Below are 21,758 nucleotides of genomic sequence, written 5' to 3'. Positions count from 1 at the left end.
GCTGCGCAGTCCAGCGGGAGCAAGCTCCCTCGCCACAACTGTTTATGTCTGGTGGGTTACTGCGGCACTGCCAGCCACTCACCAATGACCTTCTGATAACTGCCAGTGACTTTGCTCAGATGCAGCCACTGATCAACGTACAGTTTCCAACTGATGTCATCACGCGGCAGCAGATAAGCCTTTTCCCCGTACTGCATGTATTGGTGCGGATTCACCGCGCACAACCCCGGTTTGAGTTTCTGCTGATACAGCGCTTCCGAGGCGTCGGTGATCATCACGTCGGCCTTGTTGTCGAGCAGTTGCTGGAAGATCGTCACGTTGTCGTGCAGGGCCAGTTGCGCCTTGGGCAGGAAGGCGTGGACGAAGGCTTCGTTGGTACCGCCGGCCGGTTCCACCAGGCGCACGTCTGGCTGGTTGATCTGCTCGATGGTCTGGTATTTGGCCTGCTCGGCGCAGCGTACCAGCGGGATCTTGCCGTCGCTGTCGAGGGTGTTGCTGAAGAAGGCTTTTTTCTGCCGTTCCAGCGTCACCGAAATCCCGCCCATGCCGATGTCGCACTTGCCGGCCTGCATGTCCGGCATCAGGGTTTTCCAGGTGGTCTGCACCCACTCGACTTTGACCCCGAGGCTGTCGGCCAGCGAGCGCGCCATGGCGATGTCGATGCCTTCAAATTCGCCGTCGGCGCGCTTGAAGGTGTAGGGCTTGTAGTCGCCGGTGGTGCAGACGCGCAGTTGGCCTTGTTGCTGGATGCTGTCGAGGTGCGAAGTGGCTTCCTGAGCCTGAACACCCGCGGCCAGGGCCAGCGTGCCGCAAAGGATCATCGTGCTTTTTAGAATAGTCATGAACATCGGGCTTCTGCAGAGGACGGTGAACCAGTGTAGTGAAAGGCCTTCGCGGGTGTCATCCCGCGTCCGGACTCAACGTGCCAAGCCACGCCACCAGCGCCACGATCAGCAGGGCCATGCCCAGTTCCAGCAGCACACTGCGCCTGAGTGCGTTCGCCGCGATGACGTGCTGTCCATCGCGTAGTGATCGCGCCAGCGCCGGCCCGAGGTGGAAGCGGTTCAGCGCGGCCAATACCAGCATCCCGGCAAACAGCACAACCTTGATCGCCAGCAACACACCGTAAGTGCCGAGCAGCACGTCATCCAGCCTCGGGCCGACGATGAACAGGTAATTCACCACGCCGCTCACCGACAGCGTCAGCACAATCGTCGCGCCAACCCATTCGAAGCGTTTCACCGCCTCAGCCAGCAGGCGAATCCGCGCTTCATCCACACGACCCCGCGCCAGCAACACCAGCGCCAGCATCCCGCCCAACCACGCACCCGCCGCCAGCAGATGCAGGATGTCGCTGAGGAAATGCCAGAACCGCAGCGAGCCCTCGTCCATGGCCCCGTGCCCACTCCACGCAAGGGAGCTGAGGACAACCGCGCCGGCCGTCGACGCGAGCCACATCCCCGGCTGAATCAGCACCACGATCAGCGCAATCATGCGCAGCGCCCACGCCAGCCCGACGTCCGTTTCCAGCAGCATCACCTGCAGATGCGGCCAGAGTGCGGCGAGTTCGGTTTCGCCACTCATGGTGCTCGTCATCAGCACCAGTCCAGCCACTGATAGCAGTGCCCCGATCAACGCCAATCCACGCAGCATCGGGCCAGACCGCAGGTCGGCGTCAGCGCTGTACAGCGTAAACAACCCTACCCCGAACAACAGCAGCAAATCCACATACAACGCCAGGCGCAAAATGATGTTGATCAGTTCAGCCATCGCTCACTTCACTTTGAACGTGACGTTGCCGGTGATCGGGTGCGTGTCGGACGACACCGCGCGCCACTCGACCTGGTAGGTGCCGGCGGGCAACGGCGCGAGCGGGGTGACGAGCATGGATTTCGGGTCGCTGCCAGCGCTGACTCTGGCCTTCATCGGCATCGGCGAATGGGCCATGCCGGGCATCTCGGTCATCACCAGTTTGGCGCCGGAGAACCGGGTCAACAGGTTTTCGGAAAAGTGCAGCTCGATCGTGTCCGGCGCTGCGCCGTCAGCACCTTCGGCCGGGGTTGATGACAGCAGTTTCGGGTGGGCCTGGGCGAGGCTGCTCAAGAGCAATCCGCTGGCGAGTGCCAAGGTGATATTCAATGTGCGCATGCAAGACTCCGGGTTGTTTTTTAATGGGATTCAAAACCACAGCCGCACACCGAGTACGAGGCGTGCTTCGCTGCGACTTTCGCCTTCTTCGCGGGCGTAATCGGCGGTGTTGCCGTAGGTGCGGTTCCACGTCACGCCGAGGTACGGCGCAAATTCGCGGCGGATTTCGTAGCGCAGGCGCAGGCCGGCTTCAGTGTTCGACAGGCCGGAACCAAGGCCTCGTTGCGGGTCGTTTTTGCCATAGACGTTGAGTTCGGCCGTGGGCTGCAGGATCAGCCGGTTGGTCAGCAGAATGTCGTAGTCGCCTTCCAGCCGCAGCGCGCTTTGTCCGCCCTCACCGAGAAACGCCGTGGCCTCGGCTTCGAAGTTGTACAGCGCCATGCCCTGCAGACCGAACGCGGCCCAGGTTTGTGCGGCGCCGGGTTTGAAGTCCTGACGCACGCCGCTGACCACGTCCCACCACGGCGAAATCGCATGGCCCCACAATGCCTGGAGTTCGGCGTCCTCGGTCTTGCCGTTGCTGCGTTCGCCTTCGGACCGCAGCCACAGGCGATCGATGTCGCCGCCGATCCAGCCGGACAGATCCCAGGCCAAAGCGCTGCCGTCATCGGCGTTTTGCCATTCGAGTTTGTCGGCGAGGAAGTAACTGTTGATCGCGCTGTCATGCACCTGATGGCCGCCGGGGCTGGCGAACACGGCGGCGCGGTCGGCGTCGGTCAGCACCGGGATCGGCGTGCGGCTTTCAGTGGGTGCGGCAGGCTGCATCATGCCGTCGTCCATGCTTTGCATCGAGTGATCCATGCCGGGCATCTGGCTGTGATCCATGCCTTGCATGTCATTGGCGGCCATGACAGAGGCGCTGATGAACAGCACGGAGAACGCTGCAAGTCGAGTCATCATCAGCCCCTTCATTCTTCCACCCGCACTTCGCGGAACATGCCCGTTTCCATGTGATAAAGCAGATGGCAGTGATAGGCCCAGCGGCCCAATGCATCGGCCGTGACCCGATAACTGCGACGGGTACCGGGAGGCATGTCGATGGTGTGTTTGCGCACCTGGAAGTTGCCGTTTTCGTCTTCCAGATCGCTCCACATGCCGTGCAGGTGGATGGGGTGGGTCATCATCGTGTCGTTGACCAGCACCAGACGGATGCGCTCGCCGTACTTGAGGCGCAGCGGTTCGGCATCGGAGAACTTGATGCCGTTGAACGACCAGGCGAACTTCTCCATGTGCCCGGTCAGGTGCAGCTCGATCGTGCGCCCGGGATCGCGGCCGTCCGGGTCGTCGAAGGTGCTGCGCAGGTCGGCGTAAGTCAGCACGCGACGACCGTTGTTGCGCAGCCCGAGGCCGGGGTCGTCGAGTTTCGGTGTGGGGGTCATGGCTTGCATGTCCACCAGCGGATTGTCTTTTTCGCTGGCGGGGTGCGATTGCATCGGGCCCATCGCCGAGTGGTCCATGCCCGCCATGTCGCTCATGTCCATCGAGCCGTGGTCCATGCCACCCATGCCCATGTCGTCCATGGTCACCAATGGGCGCGAATCCAGCGCTGGCACTGGGGCCGTCAGACCGGCGCGGGACGCGAGGGTGGCGCGGGCGTAACCGCTGCGGTCCATGGCCTGGGCGAACAGGGTATAAGCGTCGGCGGCGGGTTCGACGATCACATCGTAGGTTTCCGCCACCGCGATGCGCAGTTCATCGACGCTGACCGGTTTGACGTGCAAACCGTCCGCCGCCACCACGGTCATTTTCAGCCCGGGTATGCGTACGTCGAAGTAGGTCATGGCCGAGCCGTTGATCAGGCGCAGGCGCAGTTTTTCGCCGAGGCGAAACAGGCCGGTCCAATTCGATTCAGGGGCGTGGCCGTTGATCAGGAAAGTGTAGGTGGCGCCACTGACGTCGGCGATGTCGGTGGGGTTCATCTTCATTTGCGCCCACATCGTGCGGTCGGCGACGGTGGCACTCCAGCCTTTGTCGCTGACGTCGTCGATGAAATCGCCAACCGTGCGCTTGTGGTAGTTGTAGTAGTCGGACTGCTTTTTCAGGGTTTTCAGCAGGCTGGCCGGGTCCTCGTCGGTCCAGTCGCTGAGCATCACCACGTAGTCGCGGTCGTAGTGGAACGGCTCCGGTTCTTTCGCATCGATCACCAACGGCCCGTAGACCCCGGCCTGTTCCTGCAAGCCGGAGTGGCTGTGATACCAGTAAGTGCCGTGCTGCCGCACCTTGAACTGGTAGACATACACGCCGCCCGGTTCGATGCCGTGAAAACTCAGACCCGGCACGCCGTCCATGTTGGCCGGCAGCAGGATGCCGTGCCAGTGAATCGAAGTGCTGTCCTTGAGCCGATTACGCACCCGCAGCGTCACCGTGTCGCCTTCGCGCCAGCGCAACAGCGGACCGGGCAGGCTGCCATTGATGGTCAGCGCAGTGCGCGGGCTGCCGGTGAAGTTGACCGGGGTTTCGCCGATGAACAGCTCGAACTCGCTGCCGCTCAGCTCATTGATCTGCCCTGGCCCGCTCAGCGCCCAGACCGGCGCGCGCCACAGACCGAGGCCGCCGAGCAGGCCACTGGCGGCCAGGCCTTTGACGAAGGTGCGTCTTGAAGTGTTGGAAGGCATGCGCTGGAAGTCCCCGTTTGAAACATGACGGGGAGGCTAACCAGCGCTGGCTTTCAGTTGGCTGAGGGCGGGATTACAGTTTTGACAGTTTGCCCGTCCCTGTTACAGGCCCAGACCTTCCTGCACCACCTGCAACAGATTGTTCTCGGTCAGCGCAATCGCATCCAGCTCCTGCCCGGTTTCCACTGTCTGCAACCACCAATGGCTTTCATGATGTTCATCGACGGTGCGCAGCAGGTAGGTGTTGCGATCCGGCAGGGTGATCTGCACGCGGCCGGCGCCGTCCTCGGTAAACCGGGCGATGGGATCAAAGGTCAGGGTTTGCTGGTTAGCTTCGATCACCAGTTGGTCGATCGCGTAATCGTGGCTTTCGCCATCGGGTGAGCTCTCGCAAACGTGGGTTGGATTGCGGCGGATTTTCAGGCCGACTTCAGTGACTGGCTGCAGCCAGACCTCAATGCGGTGGTACAGATCGTAGACCTGCGCCGGCCAGCAATCGATCTCCAGCGCGGCATCCGCGTGGGTGTGCCGGGTTTGCTTGAGTTTGGCGGCGAGTTCGTCTGCTTTACTCATTTCGGATCCCTTGGTTTGATGTCTGCCTGTTAATCGTAGACCTTTCAACGGTGTACGGCTTTGCCTTGCGTCATGCGCTTGCAACACAAGCATGGCGAAATCAGCGCTGGTCAAGTCTGGCCAGCATCAAAAACCACGGACGCAGGCGTCCCAAGGAGCGGGTACATGAAAAAGCTGTTTACAATTCTGGCGCTGATCGCGCTGACGGCCGGTAGCATCGGCCTGAGTTCGGCGCGTCAGTCGCACGCCAGCAAGGTGCAAACGGAAGCGGTGGCGGGGCAGTTCGATTACTACCTGCTGACGCTGTCCTGGTCGCCGACCTTTTGCCTCACTCACAAAGATGACGTGCAATGTTCCGGCAAGGGTTATGGCTTCGTGCTGCACGGTTTGTGGCCGCAATACGCCAATGGCGGCTGGCCGGAATCCTGCCCACCCTTGACCACGCTGTCGGCGGCGGAGACGACCAAAGGTCTGACGCTGTTCCCGACCAAAAAACTGCTTGATCACGAATGGTCCAAGCACGGCACTTGCAGCGGTCTGGGCGCGATGGGTTATCTGGATGAGGCGGACAAAGCGGTGGGCGCGGTGAAGATCCCGCAAGAGCTGCAGCCGTTCAGTTCCTCGTATTATTTCGAAGCCCAGGAAATCGCCGACCTGTTCCGCAAGGCCAACCCGGGGATCCCGGCCGATGGCATCGCGGTGATCTGCAGCGGCCCGGAACTCTCGGAAGTGCGGGTATGCATGGGCAAGGATCTGCAGTTCGGTGCTTGCGGCAAGGGCGTGAAGACCCAGTGCCGGGCGGGGGATATTCGGGTGCCGCCGTCGCGTTGATGTGAGTGGTTTGCACGAATTAAAAAGGCGCCTCGATCGGGCGCCTTTTTTTGCCTGGAGGTTTGAAGCAACCTGGAAATTCACGCATGCTTGCGCCCCCAAAAGGATGACCCGCAACACTGCAAGGAGCTGTTCATGAGCGGAAAACCCGCCGCCCGCGTCACCGATCCGACCGCCTGCCCACTCCCGGGACATGGCACCAATCCGATTGCCAGTGGCTCGCCGAACGTGAATTTCGACGGCTTGGCGGCTGCACGAATGACTGATAAATCAGCGTGCGGTAGCCCGATTACTGGCGGCGTTTCTTCGACGGTGTTTATCAATGGCTTGAACGCCGCGACCCTGGACAGCACCGGAGGGCACGGCAATGTGGTCATTGGTGGATCCGGCACGGTCATCATTGGTGACACGGTAACAGCGGCACCTTTCAGTGGTTTGCTGCCGATGCCGGTGCATTTCACGGACAAGTTGAAACTCGTCAATGACGTGACCGGTGAGCCCATGATCAATCATCCCTACGTGATTCAGCGCGCAGATGGGCGACTGGAACACGGGGTGTCTGACGCTAATGGGTTCACCCACGAGGTCAGCTCGCACCTGCCTGAAACCATCAAGCTGTTTCTGGAGGAGTGAGGCATGGCGGCTGAAACAGTAACGTGCGCGAAAGGCATTAATTACAAGCTGCACAAGGAACATGCGCTGACGGACAAGAAGGATGTCAGTGACAAGCCTGTGCCGGTGGAGAGTACCAAGGCGATTGTTGTTTTCGTCGGAGGCGCCGGGGATAAGGAACGTTATTATTTTTCGGGGCCTTATGGAAACATCCAAGAGGCACGGAAGGATTTTGATGAGCGCACGACAAGCTTGGCTAAGGAGGGTAAATACAAGTCTGAGTGGCTGGGCTACAACGAAGTCAGAGGAAAACAGGATATTCAGCGTCATGTCCTGAGTCTGATTCCCTACAAGAGCTGTCCTGTCTATATCGTGGGTCATAGCCTCGGCGGTTGGAATGGTGCGCATCTGACAAAGATCATGTCGGAATGGGGTTACCGGATTCAGATGCTGATTACCCTTGATCCCGTGGGTGAAGGGGCCCTGGTCTGGTTGGGTTCTGATATTTATCGCGAGCGTCCTGATCCAATTGCTGCCGATTGGATCAATATCAAAGCAATGCCAACTAAAAGAGATTCGTCAGATGGAGTCGCTGATTTTGGTGAAAAGTGGCTTATCTCATGTGGCCCTTCATTGAACGTCAATGTAGACACTAATCATGCAAATGCATGGGGGTTGTTTACTGCCCATATCGCAGGGAGCAAATCAGCAGCCGATATGCTTTTTGACTCAATCATGAAGGATTTTCCATGATGTACAGGTTACTACTTTGCGGCTTGCTCGCTTTCTGCTCTGGTTGTGCGAAGGATCACACAAAGCCTCCGGCAAACCTGAGCTTCGAGTCTGTGGAAAGAGAAAAGTCGCTGCTATACGTCATCCGGTATCAGTCGGACGTTGATGTGTTGGATCTTTTTGATCGCGGAGAGCGAGTTGGGGTGATTTCGGGTATGCTTCATTGCGCATTGGCGGATGATCATGATTTCTCAGTAGGCAAAGCCATACAGTTTTCCGCCACCGGTTTGATACGCTCGGAGAAAAATGAAAACAACAAGGCCAAGTTTTCCTATCTCACTCGCGCATTCTTGAGTGAAACTTCAAGCAACCGGAGTTCTGAAAGAAATCTCTCGGTGGCAGAGCTGAATCAACTCCTCGCCAACAAACAACAAATCCCCTGCAAAGTCGTCGTCACCGCGTACGGCTATAAACCCTACTATTCAAACACCATGAACCTGCCGGTCGCGGATCTGCTGCGGGAAATCAACAAACCCCGATAGCCGTCATCGGTGCCCTGCGCAGATACGCGAGGGCGATCACCTGCAAAACGACCTCTGAAAATAAATCGCGGCGCGGCGTTCATCCAAATCCCTCGCGCGCCGATACAACGGGGCGGGCGTGTGTTGGCGCGGCGGGTTTGCCGTGCGCATCCCGGTGGGCTACGCTCACAAAAAGTAAGGGTTTCGGGCTGCGGCCCCTGTCGTACCTGCCCAGGACACGTTTTTGCCAATCCCCATTCACGAACCGCATCAAACTCCCGGCACGCTTAAACGCCTGCCGTTGCGCAAGGCGGCAGCGCTGTTCATCGTTGCGGTGTGCCTGTGCCTGTCCGGCTTGCTTTATTTGCAGCTGGAGCAGACGCGGCGTCAGGATCTGGCGAACGCGCAGATCGCCTCCACCAACTTGACCCGAGCCATGGCGCAGCAGGCCGAAGACACGTTTCTGGCTGCCGATCTGGTGCTCACCAGTCTCGCCGACTGGGTCGAGGACGACGGATATGGCGCCGCGCAACGACCACGCCTGCAGCAGACCTTCGCCCGTCGGGTGCAGCAACTGGAACAGCTGCACGGCATGTTCCTGTTCGACCGCGAGGGGCAGTGGGTGATCACCTCGTTCCCGGACTTGCCTCGTGGCAACGGGGTGGCCGACCGCGAGTACTTCAAGTTTCACCAACAGAATGTTTCTACCGTGGCGCACATCGGCCCGGCGATCCGCAGTCGGGAAAATGGAGAGTGGATCATTCCGATCTCGAAGCGCATTAATGACCGCGCCGGCAACTTTCAGGGCGTGCTGATGGCCGGGATCAAGATGGCGTACTTCGACCGCTTCTTCAAAAGCTTCAGCCTCGATGATAGCGGCATCATGTTTCTCGGCCTCAAGGACGGCACCTTGCTGGCGCGGCGGCCGTTCGACGAGAGCCTGATCGGCTCGTCGCTGGCGCGGGGCAAGATCTATCAGAAGCTGCTGCCTGAAGCGCCGGCCGGTACGGCGATGATCAGATCGGTGGTCGACGGCGTGGTGCGTTTATACGGCTACCGGCAGCTGACGGCTTACCCGCTGGTGGTCGCGTCCGCCTCTTCGCGCGACACGATTCTCAAGGGTTGGTCCGAGCGGGCCTTTCAGTCAAGCGTGATTGTGGCGCTGGTGATTCTCGGCGTCGGCCTGTTCGGCTGGGTGTTCATTCATCAGGTGCGTGACGGTGAGCGTATCGAGAAAAACTTGCGCAGGGCGCAGCGCGCACTGGAGCAGATTGCGACTCATGACAGCCTGACCGGGCTGGCGAACCGGCGGCTGTTCGAGCAATCGCTGGACATCGAATTCGCCCGCGGTGCACGGCAGTCGAGTCCGGTCGGCCTGATCATGCTCGATATCGATTTCTTCAAACGCTACAACGATGCCTACGGCCATGTGGCGGGGGATCATTGCCTGACCCAGGTGGCCCAAGTGCTGAAGAACAGTTGCCAGCGCAAGGCTGACCTGGCAGTACGTTACGGCGGCGAAGAGTTCGCGGTGCTGCTGCCGGACACTGACATCAACGGCACGCTGGCGATTGCCGGGCAGATCCGCCGCAGCGTGATGGACAAGCGCATCACCCACAGCGGTTCGCCGACCGGCTACCTGACAGTGAGCCTGGGTTGCTACGCGTTTGTGCCCAGCGGAAACGACAGCCTGGAAGAATTTATCCAGCGTGCCGACGCGGCGTTGTATCAGGCGAAAAACGCCGGGCGTAATCGCGCGGCGGTGTTGTCGCTGGAGTCGGAGGTTGCCGAGTTGATGCGTTCGGATCGCTAAAGGCCCGCCCCGGATCTGTGGCGAGGAACCCGGTTCCCGCGCCACAGATTGTTGGCTTTATGCCGGATCACCAGCGGTCACGCTTGTTCGTTCAGCTGCCGGTGCCACCGCCGGCCGAACCGGTGCCGCCACCCGCCCCCGAACCAGAACCCATGGTGCCACTGTTAGTCCCCGTGCCCTTGCCGGCGCCATCGGTCCTGTCGCCGTTTTTCGGTGCTCCGGGATTGGTGTTGGGTGGCATGTTGGTGCCACTTGTCGCACCGGATTGGGTACCTGAGGCATCTGCCCCGTCATTGGCGGCAAAGGCGCCGAGCGACGCGGATGTCAACAGACCGGCGAGCAACAGGGAAGTCAGTTTGCGCGATGTCATGGTACGTCTCCAGAGAGGGTCGGTTACCTGACTTTGGTCTGACGGCCCTGAACGTTGGTGCCACCTGGCTGACGAGCGGTTGCGACCTTGAGCTTTACTGAGCATGCGCCAGGTCGCGGCAATCAGCCCAGAGGTGAGCGCCTGTTGCGCGGCAGCCGGTTGATTCAATGCAACCAGCGGCGCCGCCACCGGGTCACAATGGTCATACCTTGTTCGCCGGAGCCTGGACGATGAAAAACCTGCGGATCGCCACCTTCAACGTCAACGGTTTGCGTGCGCGGTTACCGAACCTGCTGCAATGGCTCAAGCGCGAGCAGCCGGACATTGCCTGCCTGCAGGAACTCAAGTCGGTGGACAGTGCATTTCCGGCTGCCGAACTCGAAGCGGCGGGTTACGGCGCGATCTGGCACGGTCAGGCGTCATGGAACGGCGTGGCGATCCTCGCTCGCGATGCGCAGCCGTTGGAAAGCCGTCGTGGTCTGCCGGGCGATCCCGACGACAAGCACAGTCGTTATTTGGAGGCGGCGGTGCACGGCGTGCTGGTCGGCTGCCTGTACTTGCCCAACGGCAATCCGCAGCCGGGGCCGAAGTTCGATTACAAACTGGCCTGGTTCGAACGCCTGATCCGCTACGCCAAGGATCTGCAAAGCAGCGATCATCCGGTGGTGCTGGCCGGCGATTACAACGTGGTGCCCACCGATATGGACATCTATAACACCCGTTCCTGGCTCAAGGATGCGCTGCTGCAGCCCGAAAGCCGCGAGTGTTATCAACGGCTGCTCGATCAGGGCTGGACGGATTCGCTGCGTCATCTGCATCCCGAGGATCGCCTCTACACGTTCTGGGATTATTTTCGCCAGCATTGGCAAACCAACTCTGGTCTGCGCATTGATCATCTGCTGCTCAATCCGGCACTCAGTCCGTACCTGCACGAGGCCGGGGTCGACGCCTGGGTGCGCAACGAACCGCACGCCAGCGACCATGCACCGACGTGGATTCGCATCGGTTCGCGCAAGCGGCGGTAGCGCTGATTGGCGAAATCAATTGTCGGAGTCGGGGCCCAATCCCGTATACCTGTCGGCCAGCGGCACAGCGATCCGCGGCCACATGCAAAAGGACTGAGCAATGAGCGAGCCACGTCTGGCGAATCCGACGTTGTACCTGCAGCGCCTGGGGTTCGATGCCCCACCGGCACCGACCCTGGAAACCCTGCGGCAGTTGCAGTTACGCCATACCGGGATCTTCCCGTTCGAGAACCTGTCGACGATCACGGGCGCACCGGTGCTGATTGATCTGGCGTCGGTCGAACAGAAAGTCCTCCACGGTGGTCGGGGTGGTTACTGCTACGAACTGAACAATCTGTTTCTGGCGTTGCTGCAGGAACTGGGCTTCGAGGCCCGTGGTATCTCCGGACGCGTAGTACTGGCGCAACCCGAGGGCACCTGGACGGCGCGCACCCATCGCTTGAGTCTGGTGATCATCGATGGCGAACGCTACATCACCGATGTCGGCTTTGGCGGCATGGTGCCGACTGCGCCGCTGTTGCTCGATACCGAGGCTGAACAGCCGACGCCGCACGAGTCCTATCGCATCGAGAAACAGGCCGACGGCTACATGCTGCGCGCCAGTGTCGCAGGCGAGTGGCGCGCGATGTACCTGTTTGATCTGCAACGCCAGGAAGACATCGATTACACCCTCGGCAACTGGTACGTCTCGACCCATCCCGAGTCACCGTTCGCCAAACGGCTGATGGTTGCGCGTACCGGCGATGGCTGGCGACGGACTCTGAACAACGGCAGCTTCGCGGTTCATCACATGGGCGCCGACAGCGAGCGGCGCGAGGTGGCGGATGTCGATGAGTTGATCGAGGTGCTGGAGCAGGAGTTCGGCCTGCGCCTGCCTGACCAGCCGCCTGTGCGTCAGTCGCTGGCGCGGATGCTCGTACCGGACTGATCTCAGGGCTTTGCCTCCGGTTCCAGTACCCGGCGGATTTCACCGACCGCCGCCGAGAGCTTTTTTTCCAGGCTCTTGAGGTCGGCGGCGGTGATGCCTTTCTTGAATTGCCCGGAGTGGGGCGGCTCGGCCTCCTGCGTTTTGCTGCCAGGCTCCAGCAGGGCATGGCGCAGGGTGTTGTTGATCACCGTCTGATAACCGAAGCCTTCGTTTTCCGCCACGTTGCGGGCGGCTTCGATGACGGCGTCATCGAGCATGATGGTGATGCGGGTTTTGCCCTTGGCGGGCGCCAATGCACCGCGTTTGCCCTGCGAGAAGTCGTATTCGTCTTTCATTGTTCAAGCCTCCAGAAAGTAAGCGCAACGCTCGCTCGGTGTGGCGACGCGTGCAGAAATGATTCGTACGACGTTGGCTTCGCGATAACTGTACGCAACCACCAGCAAACGCCCTTTGCCATCGAGGCCGAGGGTGATCCAGCGCTGTTCGTCATGGTCGTTGTCCTCGATCGTCAGCGCGCGCTCGTCGTGAAAGACCGGCTCGGTCTCGGCAAGGCTGACACCCCTGTGCTTGAGTTTGTTGGCTGCGTTTTTGCTTTTGTCGTACTGAATTTCGAATGACTTCATTATGCATACTTTATATGTATAAAAAAGGCGCCAATGCACCGCTGGTCGCCATGAACACTTCAGCCTAGTGCGATAAAACCCGGGGGCAGGAGGGGATGTGTTGCCGGATTTGTGGGAGCTAGAGGTGGCGGGATAGAAGCTTGGGTGGCTACCTATCCATTATGTGACCGATAAGTTGTATACAACTCTATGGACATTTGTCCCGAGTATTGAATACAGTGTGCGCATAACAAAAACCAGGGAACCCCCCACATGAAAACGCCCCATGTTTCACACCAACGGCCCGAGGACGAAAATCTCGGGGTCGGCGCGAATATGGCTTACGGCCTGCAACATGTTCTGACCATGTACGGCGGTATCGTTGCGGTGCCACTGATCATTGGCCAGGCGGCCGGGCTGTCGCCGGCGGACATTGGTTTGTTGATTGCTGCTTCATTGTTTGCGGGGGGGCTGGCAACACTGCTGCAAACCCTGGGTCTACCGTTTTTTGGCTGTCAGTTGCCGCTGGTGCAGGGCGTGTCGTTCTCCGGTGTGGCGACCATGGTCGCGATCGTCAGCAGTGGCGGGGAGGGCGGCTTCCAGTCGGTGCTGGGCGCGGTGATTGCCGCATCGTTGATCGGCTTGCTGATCACCCCGGTGTTCTCGCGAATCACCAAGTTTTTCCCTCCATTGGTCACCGGTATCGTGATCACTACCATTGGTCTGACGCTGATGCCGGTGGCGGCGCGCTGGGCCATGGGTGGCAACAGCCATGCGCCGGACTTCGGCAGCATGCAGAACATCGGGCTGGCGGCGGTCACGCTGGTGCTGGTGTTGTTGCTGAGCAAGGTCGGCAGTTCGACCATCTCGCGTCTGTCGATCCTGTTGGCCATGGTGATCGGCACGGTGCTGGCAGTGTTCCTTGGCATGGCGGATTTCTCCGGTGTCGCTCAAGGGCCGATGTTCGGCTTCCCGACGCCGTTCCACTTCGGCATGCCGACTTTCCACTTCGCCGCGATCCTGTCGATGTGCATCGTGGTCATGGTGACCCTGGTGGAAACCTCGGCGGACATTCTGGCGGTCGGTGAGATCATCGGCACCAAGGTCGACTCCAAACGCCTGGGCAACGGTTTGCGCGCCGACATGCTGTCGAGCATGTTTGCACCAATCTTCGGATCGTTCACCCAAAGCGCCTTCGCGCAGAACGTCGGGCTGGTGGCGGTGACCGGGATCAAGAGTCGTTATGTGGTGGCCACCGGCGGTATCTTCCTGGTGATCCTCGGCCTGCTGCCGTTCATGGGGCGGGTGATTGCCGCAGTGCCGACCTCAGTGCTGGGCGGTGCCGGTATTGTGCTGTTCGGTACGGTGGCGGCGAGCGGCATCCGTACGCTGTCGAAAGTCGATTACCGCAACAACGTCAACCTGATCATTGTCGCGACCTCGATCGGCTTCGGCATGATCCCGATTGCCGCGCCGAACTTCTACGATCATTTCCCGAGCTGGTTCGCGACCATTTTCCACTCGGGCATCAGCTCGTCGGCGATCATGGCGATCGTGCTGAACCTGACCTTCAACCACTTCACTGCCGGCAACTCGGACCAGCAGTCGGTGTTTGCGGCTGCGGAAGAGCGCACTCTGCGTTATCGCGACCTGGCGGCGCTGCGTGAGGGTGACTACTTCAGCGACGGCAAGCTGCACGATTGCGATGGCAAAGAAGTGCCGGTAGTCGAGCCTGATGACCACGATCATGGGCATGGGGCGTCGAAGGTGCAGGTGAAGAGTGGCGAGCATGTCTGATCGCTGACTGGATGAAAAAGGCCGATCTGTTGTGAGACAGATCGGCCTTTTTGGTTTGAAGAGCAAAAGATCGCAGCCTGCGGCAGCTCCTACAGGGGGAGCGCATTCCAAATGTAGGAGCTGCCGAAGGCTGCGATCTTTTGATCCTTGGACTTTCGAGCGCCCACAAAAAAGCCCCTGAATCTTTCGATTCAGGGGCTTTGCTATTTGGCTCCACAACCTGGACTCGAACCAGGGACCCAATGATTAACAGTCATTTGCTCTACCAACTGAGCTATTGCGGAATTGGTGCGTATGTTACTGATTTAAAAAGACTAGTCAAGCTTTGCCGATTCTTTTTTTGCCGAACGGCTGTCAGCCGCCGAATGTAAGGGTGCCCATCAGCAGCTTTGCGTACAACGCGGTGGCCGCCAGTTGCACCAGCCACAGGGCCAGGCCGCCGAGAAACACCCCGGCGGCGACTTGCAGCACCAGGCTTTTTTCGCGTCTGGCCGGGGCGCGGGGGATGAAGTCATCCAGGTCGTCTCGGTCGGCGCGCAGGTTGTCGTTTTTCATGTGGGTTATTCCTGGATATATACGAAACCTGTGGGAGCGAGCCTGCTCGCGAAAGCGTCGGATCAGTCGCCATGATCTTTGGCTGATACACCGATTTCGCGAGCAGGCTCGCTCCCACAGTTCAGATTTGTATGCAGTTTAGAGGGAATGTTGCATTCCTTCGGACAAATAAAAAACGGGAAGCCCCAAGGCTTCCCGTTTTTCATTGCCAGGCGAATCAGATGACCTGAACGATCGCATCCGTGACCGCTTTGATGTTGCTCTGGTTCAGTGCCGCGACGCAGATGCGGCCGGTGTCCAGGGCGTAGATGCCGAACTCGTTACGCAGGCGATGCACCTGTTCGGTGGTCAGGCCGGAGTAGGAGAACATGCCGCGCTGACGGCCGACGAAGCTGAAGTCACGCTGCGGGGCTTTCTCGGCCAGCAGGGCGACCATCTGCTCGCGCATGCCGCGAATGCGCAGGCGCATTTCTGCCAGTTCGGCTTCCCACTGGGCGCGCAGTTCCGGGCTGTTCAACACGGCGGCGACAACGCTGGCACCGTGAGTCGGCGGGTTGGAGTAGTTGGTGCGGATCACGCGCTTGACCTGCGACAGCACGCGCGCGCTTTCTTCTTTCGATTCGCTGACGATCGACAGGGCGCCCACGCGCTCGCCGTACAGCGAGAACGACTTGGAGAACGAGCTCGAAACGAAGAAAGTCAGGCCCGATTCAGCGAACAGACGCACCGCTGCGGCGTCCTCGTCGATGCCGTCGCCGAAACCCTGGTAAGCCATGTCGAGGAACGGCACGTGACCTTTGGCCTTGACCACGTCCAGCACATTCTTCCAGTCGGCCGGGGTCAGGTCGACGCCGGTCGGGTTGTGGCAGCAGGCGTGCAGCACAACGATCGAGCCGTTCGGCAGGGCATTGAGGTCGTCGAGCATGCCGGCACGGTTCACGTCGTGGGTGGCGGCGTCGTAGTAACGGTAGTTCTGCACCGGGAAGCCAGCGGTTTCGAACAGCGCACGGTGGTTTTCCCAGCTCGGGTCGCTGATGGCCACGACGGCGTTCGGCAGCAGTTGCTTGAGGAAGTCGGCACCGATTTTCAGCGCGCCGGTACCGCCGACCGCCTGAGTGGTGACAATGCGACCGGCAGCGATCAGCGGCGAATCGTTACCGAACAGCAGCTTTTGCACCGCCTGGTCGTAGGCGGCGATGCCGTCGATCGGCAGGTAGCCACGAGAGGCGTGCTGAGCAGCGCGAATGGTTTCGGCTTCGATCACCGCGCGCAGCAGGGGAATTCGCCCCTCTTCGTTGCAGTAAACACCTACACCCAGGTTGACCTTGGTGGTCCGGGTATCGGCGTTGAATGCTTCGTTGAGGCCCAGGATTGGATCGCGGGGTGCCATTTCGACAGCGGAGAACAGGCTCATTATTACGGCGGCTCTGAATGGAGAGTGGAGGGACGTGTCGCGCTCCAGCCGAATGCACTAGAGCGGTGCACAAACGGGGAGCTAGTATAGAGGCCATTACTGAGCAATGGCGACAGGCGATTCAGCTTTTCCGGCAAGTTTTTCCGATTATTTCTTGACCGTTAGTCGATTGGCTCTGTCAGAGACTTTACCGGATGTAGGACGTTTGCCTTGAAAGGCGAGGCAATCGGCTCCACATTGAGCACAATCTTCGTTTTTCCTTGGGCGACAACGGTCGTTTGCGGTCATCCCCGCGGCTCGGCTGTTTTCTGCGCGAGCCGCGATCCCAGAGGTGTGTATGTCCGAATTCCAGCTAGTCACCCGCTTCGAGCCTGCCGGCGATCAGCCAGAAGCGATTCGCCAATTGGTCGAGGGCATCGAAGCCGGGCTGGCGCACCAGACGCTGCTCGGTGTGACCGGCTCGGGCAAGACCTTCAGCATCGCCAATGTCATCTCGCAGGTACAGCGCCCGACGCTGGTGCTGGCACCGAACAAAACCCTCGCCGCGCAACTGTATGGCGAGTTCAAGGCGTTCTTCCCGAACAACGCCGTCGAATACTTCGTTTCCTACTACGACTACTACCAGCCCGAAGCCTATGTGCCGTCGTCCGACACCTTCATCGAGAAGGACGCGTCGATCAACGACCACATCGAGCAGATGCGTCTGTCCGCGACCAAGGCGTTGCTCGAGCGCAAGGACGCGATCATCGTCACCACGGTCTCGTGCATCTACGGTCTCGGTAGTCCGGAAACCTATCTGAAGATGGTGCTGCACGTCGATCGCGGCGACAAACTGGATCAGCGCGCGTTGCTGCGACGTCTGGCCGACCTGCAATACACCCGCAACGACATGGATTTTGCCCGCGCGACATTCCGCGTGCGTGGCGACGTGATCGACATTTACCCGGCTGAATCCGATCTGGAAGCGATCCGCATCGAGCTGTTCGATGACGAGGTCGAGAGCATCTCCGCGTTCGACCCGCTGACCGGCGAAGTCATCCGCAAGATGCCGCGCTTCACCTTCTATCCGAAGAGTCACTACGTGACGCCGCGCGAAACCCTGCTCGACGCCATCGAGGGGATCAAGGTCGAGCTGCAGGAACGTCTCGAATACCTGCGCAGCAGTAACAAACTGGTGGAAGCCCAGCGCCTGGAGCAGCGCACCCGATTCGACCTGGAAATGATCCTCGAACTGGGTTACTGCAACGGCATCGAAAACTACTCGCGCTACCTGTCCGGGCGTCCTGCCGGTGCCGCGCCGCCAACGCTCTATGACTACCTGCCGGCCGACGCCTTGCTGGTGATCGACGAATCCCACGTCAGCGTGCCGCAAGTCGGCGCGATGTATAAGGGCGACCGTTCGCGTAAAGAAACCCTGGTGGAATATGGCTTCCGCTTGCCGTCGGCGCTGGACAACCGGCCAATGCGTTTTGACGAGTGGGAAGGGGTCAGCCCGCAGACGATTTTTGTCTCGGCAACGCCGGGCAACTACGAGGCCGAGCATGCCGGGCGCGTGGTCGAGCAAGTGGTGCGTCCGACCGGTCTGGTCGACCCGCAGGTTGAAGTGCGCCCGGCGCTGACCCAGGTTGACGACTTGCTCTCGGAAATCACCAAGCGCGTGGCGGTCGAGGAGCGGGTGCTGGTCACCACGCTGACCAAGCGCATGGCCGAAGACCTCACCGATTACCTCGCCGACCACGGCGTGCGCGTGCGCTATCTGCACTCGGACATCGACACTGTCGAGCGGGTCGAGATCATCCGCGATCTGCGCTTGGGCACCTTCGATGTGCTGGTGGGGATCAACTTGCTGCGTGAAGGTCTGGACATGCCGGAAGTGTCGCTGGTAGCGATTCTTGACGCCGACAAGGAAGGCTTCCTGCGTTCCGAACGCTCGCTGATCCAGACCATCGGCCGGGCCGCGCGCAACCTCAATGGCCGGGCGATTCTCTACGCCGACCGTATCACTGGTTCGATGGAGCGGGCGATTGGCGAGACCGAGCGTCGTCGCGACAAGCAGATTGCCTTCAACCTCGCCAACGGCATCACGCCCAAAGGGGTGTTCAAGGACGTCGCCGACATCATGGAAGGCGCCACTGTGCCCGGCTCGCGCAGCAAGAAGCGCAAGGGTATGGCCAAGGCTGCCGAAGAAAACGCCAAGTACGAAGCCGAACTGCGCTCGCCGAGCGAAATCACCAAACGCATTCGCGCGCTGGAAGAGAAGATGTACCAGTTGGCGCGGGATCTGGAATTTGAGGCAGCGGCGCAGATGCGCGATGAGATTGCCAAACTGCGTGAGCGGCTTTTGGCGGTTTGAAGCCTGATGCTAAACCTGTAGGAGCTGCCGGAGGCTGCGATCTTTTTATCTTGTTTTTTACAATCAAAAGCAAAAGATCGCAGCCTTCGGCAGCTCCTACAGGGTTGTGTTCAGTTTAATGCGCTTCCCCAGCCTTCAGCCCCTCTGGCAATTTTTTGGTCAACAAAATCGCCAACATGCTGACTCCCAGCGCAATCCCGACAAAGTGAAACGCATCGTTGTAAGCCATGATCAGCGCCTGCTGATGCACGATCTCGCTCAACTTGCCCAACGCCGCCGTGTCACTGCCAAAACGGTCGGTCATCGACGCCAGCCGCTCGGCCACTTGCGGATTGGTCGGCACCACCGCTTCACGCAAATAATCGAAGTAGGTTTTGGTGCGTGCATCCAATAGCGTGGCGAGCAGGGCGATGCCGATCGCGCCGCCGAGGTTGCGCAGGATGTTGAACAGGCTCGATGCCGACCCCGCGTCCTGCGGCAGGATGTACGCCGTAGCGATCAGCGAAATGGTGACCATGATCAGCGGTTGACCCAGCGCGCGGATGATCTGGATCTGATTGAACTGCGGCCCGGCGAAATCCGGGTTGAGCACCCCCGACGAAAAACTCGCCAGCCCGAACAGTCCGAAGCCCAGGGTGCACAGCCACTTCGGTGAAACGAACTTCATCAGTTTCGGCACCAGCGGAATCAGGAACAGCTGCGGCACGCCCATCCACATGATCACTTCGCCGATTTGCAGGGCGTTGTAGTTCTGGATCTGCGCCAGGTACAGCGGCAGCAGATAAATCGAGCCATACAAGCCGACACCCATGCCCAGGCTGGAAATGCTCGACAGGCCGAAGTTGCGATTGCGCAGGATGCCGAGGTTGATCAGCGGGCTGGGTTTGGAGATCTGCACGATGACGAAGGTGATCAGGCTGAGGAGGGCGATGCTGCCGAGGGTCACGATCAGGTTCGATTCCAGCCAGTCCTTGCGGTGGCCTTCTTCGAGAAAGACTTGCAGGCAGCCGAGGCCGACACCCAGCGTGAGAATCCCGGTGTAGTCGGTGCTTTTCAGCAACTCCCAGTGCGCTTCTTTCTTCTCCAGTCCGTACATCAGCCCGGCGATCATGATCAGCCCCGGCGGGATGTTGATGTAGAAGATGTATTCCCAGCCCCAGTTTTCCGTGAGCCAGCCGCCGAGGGTCGGGCCGATGGACGGGGCGAAGGTCGCGGTCATGGCGAACATCGCCATGCCTTTAGCGCGATGGTGTTCGGGGAGTTTGATCAGGGTCAGGGTGAACGCCAGCGGGATCAGTGCACCACCGGTGAAGCCCTGCATGGCGCGAAAGACGATCATGCTTTCGAGGCTCCAGGCCATCGAGCACAGCAACGATGACACCAGAAACCCCAGCGACACCCACACCGCCAGCCGTCGTGCCGAGAGCAACTGCACCAGCCACGCGGTCAGCGGAATCATGATGATTTCCGCCACCAGATAGGAGGTGGAAATCCACGAGCCTTCTTCCAGTGTCGCCGACAGCGCGCCCTGAATGTCCTTGAGCGAAGAGTTGGTGATCTGAATGTCGAGCACTGCCATGAAGGCGCCAAGCATCACGCTCATCACCGCGATCCAGTCCCGCCGGGTCGGTTCGCCGACCGGGCGGATCAGTTGATCACCGGCCATTGTCTGGGGCGTCTTTGATGTTCACGGTGGCGGTGACCGACATGCCCGGACGGATCTTGCCATGCAACGGATTGTCAGCCTTGAACGTCAATTTCACCGGAATCCGCTGCACGACTTTGGTGAAGTTGCCGGTGGCGTTGTCTGGAGGCAACAGGCTGAACTGCGCACCCGAGGCGGCGAACAGACTGTCGACACGCGCCTCGATCGGCGTGTCGCTGTAGGCATCGAAGGTCAGCTCGGCTTTCTGTCCGGGCTGCATGTGGCCGATCTGGGTTTCCTTGAAGTTGGCCTGCACCCAGATGTCTTCGTCCGGGACGATCGACAGCAGGTACGCGCCGGCCTGCACCACTTGGCCGTTGCGCGCGGCACGCTGGCCGACCATGCCGCTGATCGGTGCGTGGACGTCGCTGCGAGTCAGGTTGAGTTCGGCTTGCGCCAGATCGGCGCGGGCGTTGGCGATCTGCGCGTCGAGGCGTTTGATCTCGGCGGTCAGTGCGTTGACCTGCTGGCGCTGGCTCTGCGCATCGGCCTGGGCCTTGGCCACTTGCGAGCGGGCAATGTGATTGTCGGCGGAGAGGGTGGTGACCCGTTCCTCGGACACAAAACCAGGCTTGCGCAAGGCTTCAGCGCGAGACAGATCTATCTGCGAGCGACCCAGCGATGCCTGGGAGGCGGCCACTTGCGCGTCGCTGGCGGCGATCAGGCTCGATTGCTGAGTCAGTTTGCTTTGCGCCTGCAAGCGCTCGGCTTCGCGGGTGGCGAGGGCGGCGCTGGCGCGATCCACGGCCAGGCGGAAATCATTGGGTTCGAGGCGCACCAGCAACTGGCCTTTTTCCACGTGCTGGTTGTCCTGTACCAGCACTTCGTCGATGCGCGCGCTCAACTGGCTGGAGACGCGGGTGATCTCGCCCTGGACATAGGCATTGTCGGTGCTTTCATAAAAGCGTCCCTTGAAAAACCAATGGGCGAAGAAGCCCCCGGCAATCAACAGAACCAGCAGCAGGAAAACGAACAGGCGACGCTTGAGTTGGGCAGGCATGGGCAAACTGTAGTCGAGGAATTGTAAGGAAAGTTATCAGGGGGTGAATCTGGCACGAAGCCGATAAACGGTAAATGCCGTCGACCGATATTCGGCCATTCGCCACGCTCTATGGGTGTTCCAGCCGCAAACTTGGCTTAAATGCCCTGCCCGCTGGAGCGGGG

General features: G+C 60.1%; 22 protein-coding genes and 1 tRNA gene. 9 read left to right on the top strand and 14 right to left on the bottom strand.

The window, feature by feature from the left end; all coding sequences use genetic code 11:
- Window positions 1-56: 56 nt before the first annotated feature.
- The 6 genes from ACTJKS_RS15590 to ACTJKS_RS15565 all read right to left on the bottom strand — a co-directional run bounded on the left by ACTJKS_RS15590 (window position 57) and on the right by ACTJKS_RS15565 (window position 5,336).
- Complete coding sequence (locus tag ACTJKS_RS15590) at window positions 57-842, bottom strand: transporter substrate-binding domain-containing protein (RefSeq protein ID WP_041066325.1); 786 nt, start codon at window positions 840-842, stop codon at window positions 57-59.
- Window positions 843-900: 58 nt separating this feature from the next.
- Entirely contained in the window at window positions 901-1,770 is an 870-nt protein-coding gene (gene copD, locus ACTJKS_RS15585; RefSeq protein ID WP_108183261.1) for a copper homeostasis membrane protein CopD, read from the bottom strand.
- Window positions 1,771-1,773: 3 nt separating this feature from the next.
- Window positions 1,774-2,148, bottom strand: coding sequence for a copper homeostasis periplasmic binding protein CopC (gene copC, locus ACTJKS_RS15580; protein WP_108183260.1), 375 nt, complete (start codon window positions 2,146-2,148; stop codon window positions 1,774-1,776).
- Between the two features lie 30 nt (window positions 2,149-2,178).
- Window positions 2,179-3,045: a copper resistance protein B gene (locus ACTJKS_RS15575; RefSeq protein WP_041066328.1), complete on the bottom strand. Its 867-nt coding sequence runs from the start codon at window positions 3,043-3,045 to the stop codon at window positions 2,179-2,181.
- An 11-nt stretch (window positions 3,046-3,056) separates the two neighbouring features.
- Window positions 3,057-4,763: a copper resistance system multicopper oxidase gene (locus ACTJKS_RS15570; RefSeq protein ID WP_108183259.1), complete on the bottom strand. Its 1,707-nt coding sequence runs from the start codon at window positions 4,761-4,763 to the stop codon at window positions 3,057-3,059.
- A 102-nt stretch (window positions 4,764-4,865) separates the two neighbouring features.
- Window positions 4,866-5,336, bottom strand: a complete 471-nt coding sequence (locus ACTJKS_RS15565; protein ID WP_041065962.1) for a hypothetical protein — start codon at window positions 5,334-5,336, stop codon at window positions 4,866-4,868.
- Window positions 5,337-5,501: 165 nt separating this feature from the next.
- Between ACTJKS_RS15565 and ACTJKS_RS15560 the strand changes: the two genes are divergently transcribed.
- The 5 genes from ACTJKS_RS15560 to ACTJKS_RS15540 all read left to right on the top strand — a co-directional run bounded on the left by ACTJKS_RS15560 (window position 5,502) and on the right by ACTJKS_RS15540 (window position 9,845).
- On the top strand, window positions 5,502-6,167 hold the full coding sequence (locus tag ACTJKS_RS15560) for a ribonuclease T2 (protein ID WP_108183258.1): 666 nt from the start codon (window positions 5,502-5,504) through the stop codon (window positions 6,165-6,167).
- A gap of 135 nt (window positions 6,168-6,302) precedes the next feature.
- The gene (locus tag ACTJKS_RS15555) at window positions 6,303-6,800 is read left to right on the top strand and encodes a PAAR domain-containing protein (protein ID WP_003226482.1); all 498 of its coding nucleotides are present in this window, start codon (window positions 6,303-6,305) and stop codon (window positions 6,798-6,800) included.
- Window positions 6,801-6,803: 3 nt separating this feature from the next.
- Window positions 6,804-7,532: an alpha/beta hydrolase gene (locus ACTJKS_RS15550; protein WP_108183257.1), complete on the top strand. Its 729-nt coding sequence runs from the start codon at window positions 6,804-6,806 to the stop codon at window positions 7,530-7,532.
- Window positions 7,529-8,053 (top strand): hypothetical protein, encoded by a 525-nt coding sequence (locus ACTJKS_RS15545; RefSeq protein ID WP_086793230.1) that lies wholly within the window; start codon window positions 7,529-7,531, stop codon window positions 8,051-8,053. The genes ACTJKS_RS15550 and ACTJKS_RS15545 overlap by 4 nt, the downstream gene beginning before the upstream one ends.
- A gap of 223 nt (window positions 8,054-8,276) precedes the next feature.
- Window positions 8,277-9,845, top strand: a complete 1,569-nt coding sequence (locus tag ACTJKS_RS15540; protein ID WP_041065973.1) for a sensor domain-containing diguanylate cyclase — start codon at window positions 8,277-8,279, stop codon at window positions 9,843-9,845.
- Between the two features lie 91 nt (window positions 9,846-9,936).
- Here the strand turns inward: ACTJKS_RS15540 and ACTJKS_RS15535 are convergent, their stop codons facing one another.
- The gene (locus ACTJKS_RS15535; protein WP_108183256.1) at window positions 9,937-10,215 is read right to left on the bottom strand and encodes a hypothetical protein; all 279 of its coding nucleotides are present in this window, start codon (window positions 10,213-10,215) and stop codon (window positions 9,937-9,939) included.
- Window positions 10,216-10,445: 230 nt separating this feature from the next.
- Here ACTJKS_RS15535 and ACTJKS_RS15530 point away from each other — a divergent pair, with 230 nt between their 5' ends.
- Window positions 10,446-11,240, top strand: a complete 795-nt coding sequence (locus ACTJKS_RS15530; protein WP_262949081.1) for an exodeoxyribonuclease III — start codon at window positions 10,446-10,448, stop codon at window positions 11,238-11,240.
- Between the two features lie 100 nt (window positions 11,241-11,340).
- Window positions 11,341-12,168: an arylamine N-acetyltransferase family protein gene (locus ACTJKS_RS15525; protein ID WP_262949080.1), complete on the top strand. Its 828-nt coding sequence runs from the start codon at window positions 11,341-11,343 to the stop codon at window positions 12,166-12,168.
- 2 nt (window positions 12,169-12,170) lie between these two features.
- On the opposite strand, the gene ACTJKS_RS15520 is transcribed toward ACTJKS_RS15525, so the two are convergent.
- Both ACTJKS_RS15520 and ACTJKS_RS15515 read right to left on the bottom strand, forming a co-directional pair.
- On the bottom strand, window positions 12,171-12,503 hold the full coding sequence (locus ACTJKS_RS15520) for a BrnA antitoxin family protein (RefSeq protein ID WP_041065984.1): 333 nt from the start codon (window positions 12,501-12,503) through the stop codon (window positions 12,171-12,173).
- A gap of 3 nt (window positions 12,504-12,506) precedes the next feature.
- A complete protein-coding gene (locus tag ACTJKS_RS15515; RefSeq protein ID WP_095668807.1) occupies window positions 12,507-12,791 on the bottom strand; it encodes a BrnT family toxin in 285 nt (94 codons plus the stop codon).
- A gap of 252 nt (window positions 12,792-13,043) precedes the next feature.
- On the opposite strand from ACTJKS_RS15515, the gene ACTJKS_RS15510 reads away from it, so the two are divergent.
- A complete protein-coding gene (locus ACTJKS_RS15510; RefSeq protein ID WP_262949079.1) occupies window positions 13,044-14,567 on the top strand; it encodes a nucleobase:cation symporter-2 family protein in 1,524 nt (507 codons plus the stop codon).
- 208 nt (window positions 14,568-14,775) lie between these two features.
- Here ACTJKS_RS15510 and ACTJKS_RS15505 read toward each other — a convergent pair.
- The 3 genes from ACTJKS_RS15505 to ACTJKS_RS15495 all read right to left on the bottom strand — a co-directional run bounded on the left by ACTJKS_RS15505 (window position 14,776) and on the right by ACTJKS_RS15495 (window position 16,536).
- Window positions 14,776-14,851 (bottom strand) — tRNA-Asn (locus tag ACTJKS_RS15505).
- 70 nt (window positions 14,852-14,921) lie between these two features.
- Window positions 14,922-15,122: a hypothetical protein gene (locus ACTJKS_RS15500; protein ID WP_198758559.1), complete on the bottom strand. Its 201-nt coding sequence runs from the start codon at window positions 15,120-15,122 to the stop codon at window positions 14,922-14,924.
- 217 nt (window positions 15,123-15,339) lie between these two features.
- Entirely contained in the window at window positions 15,340-16,536 is a 1,197-nt protein-coding gene (locus ACTJKS_RS15495; protein WP_025111170.1) for an amino acid aminotransferase, read from the bottom strand.
- Window positions 16,537-16,873: 337 nt separating this feature from the next.
- Here ACTJKS_RS15495 and uvrB point away from each other — a divergent pair, with 337 nt between their 5' ends.
- Complete coding sequence (uvrB, locus tag ACTJKS_RS15490) at window positions 16,874-18,889, top strand: excinuclease ABC subunit UvrB (protein WP_108183251.1); 2,016 nt, start codon at window positions 16,874-16,876, stop codon at window positions 18,887-18,889.
- Between the two features lie 115 nt (window positions 18,890-19,004).
- On the opposite strand, the gene ACTJKS_RS15485 is transcribed toward uvrB, so the two are convergent.
- Together ACTJKS_RS15485 and ACTJKS_RS15480 are read right to left on the bottom strand one after the other, a co-directional pair.
- Window positions 19,005-20,495 carry an MDR family MFS transporter gene (locus ACTJKS_RS15485; RefSeq protein WP_198758596.1) on the bottom strand — a complete coding sequence of 497 codons (1,491 nt, stop codon included), beginning with the start codon at window positions 20,493-20,495 and terminating at the stop codon, window positions 19,005-19,007.
- Window positions 20,496-20,544: 49 nt separating this feature from the next.
- A complete protein-coding gene (locus ACTJKS_RS15480; RefSeq protein WP_262949078.1) occupies window positions 20,545-21,594 on the bottom strand; it encodes an HlyD family secretion protein in 1,050 nt (349 codons plus the stop codon).
- Window positions 21,595-21,758 lie beyond the last annotated feature (164 nt).

Source organism: Pseudomonas sp. 22189, assembly GCF_052045635.1.
GTDB lineage: Bacteria > Pseudomonadota > Gammaproteobacteria > Pseudomonadales > Pseudomonadaceae > Aquipseudomonas > Aquipseudomonas parakoreensis.
The sequence above is the reverse complement of the archived record's forward strand: the minus strand, read 5'-3'. Positions and strand labels throughout refer to the sequence as shown.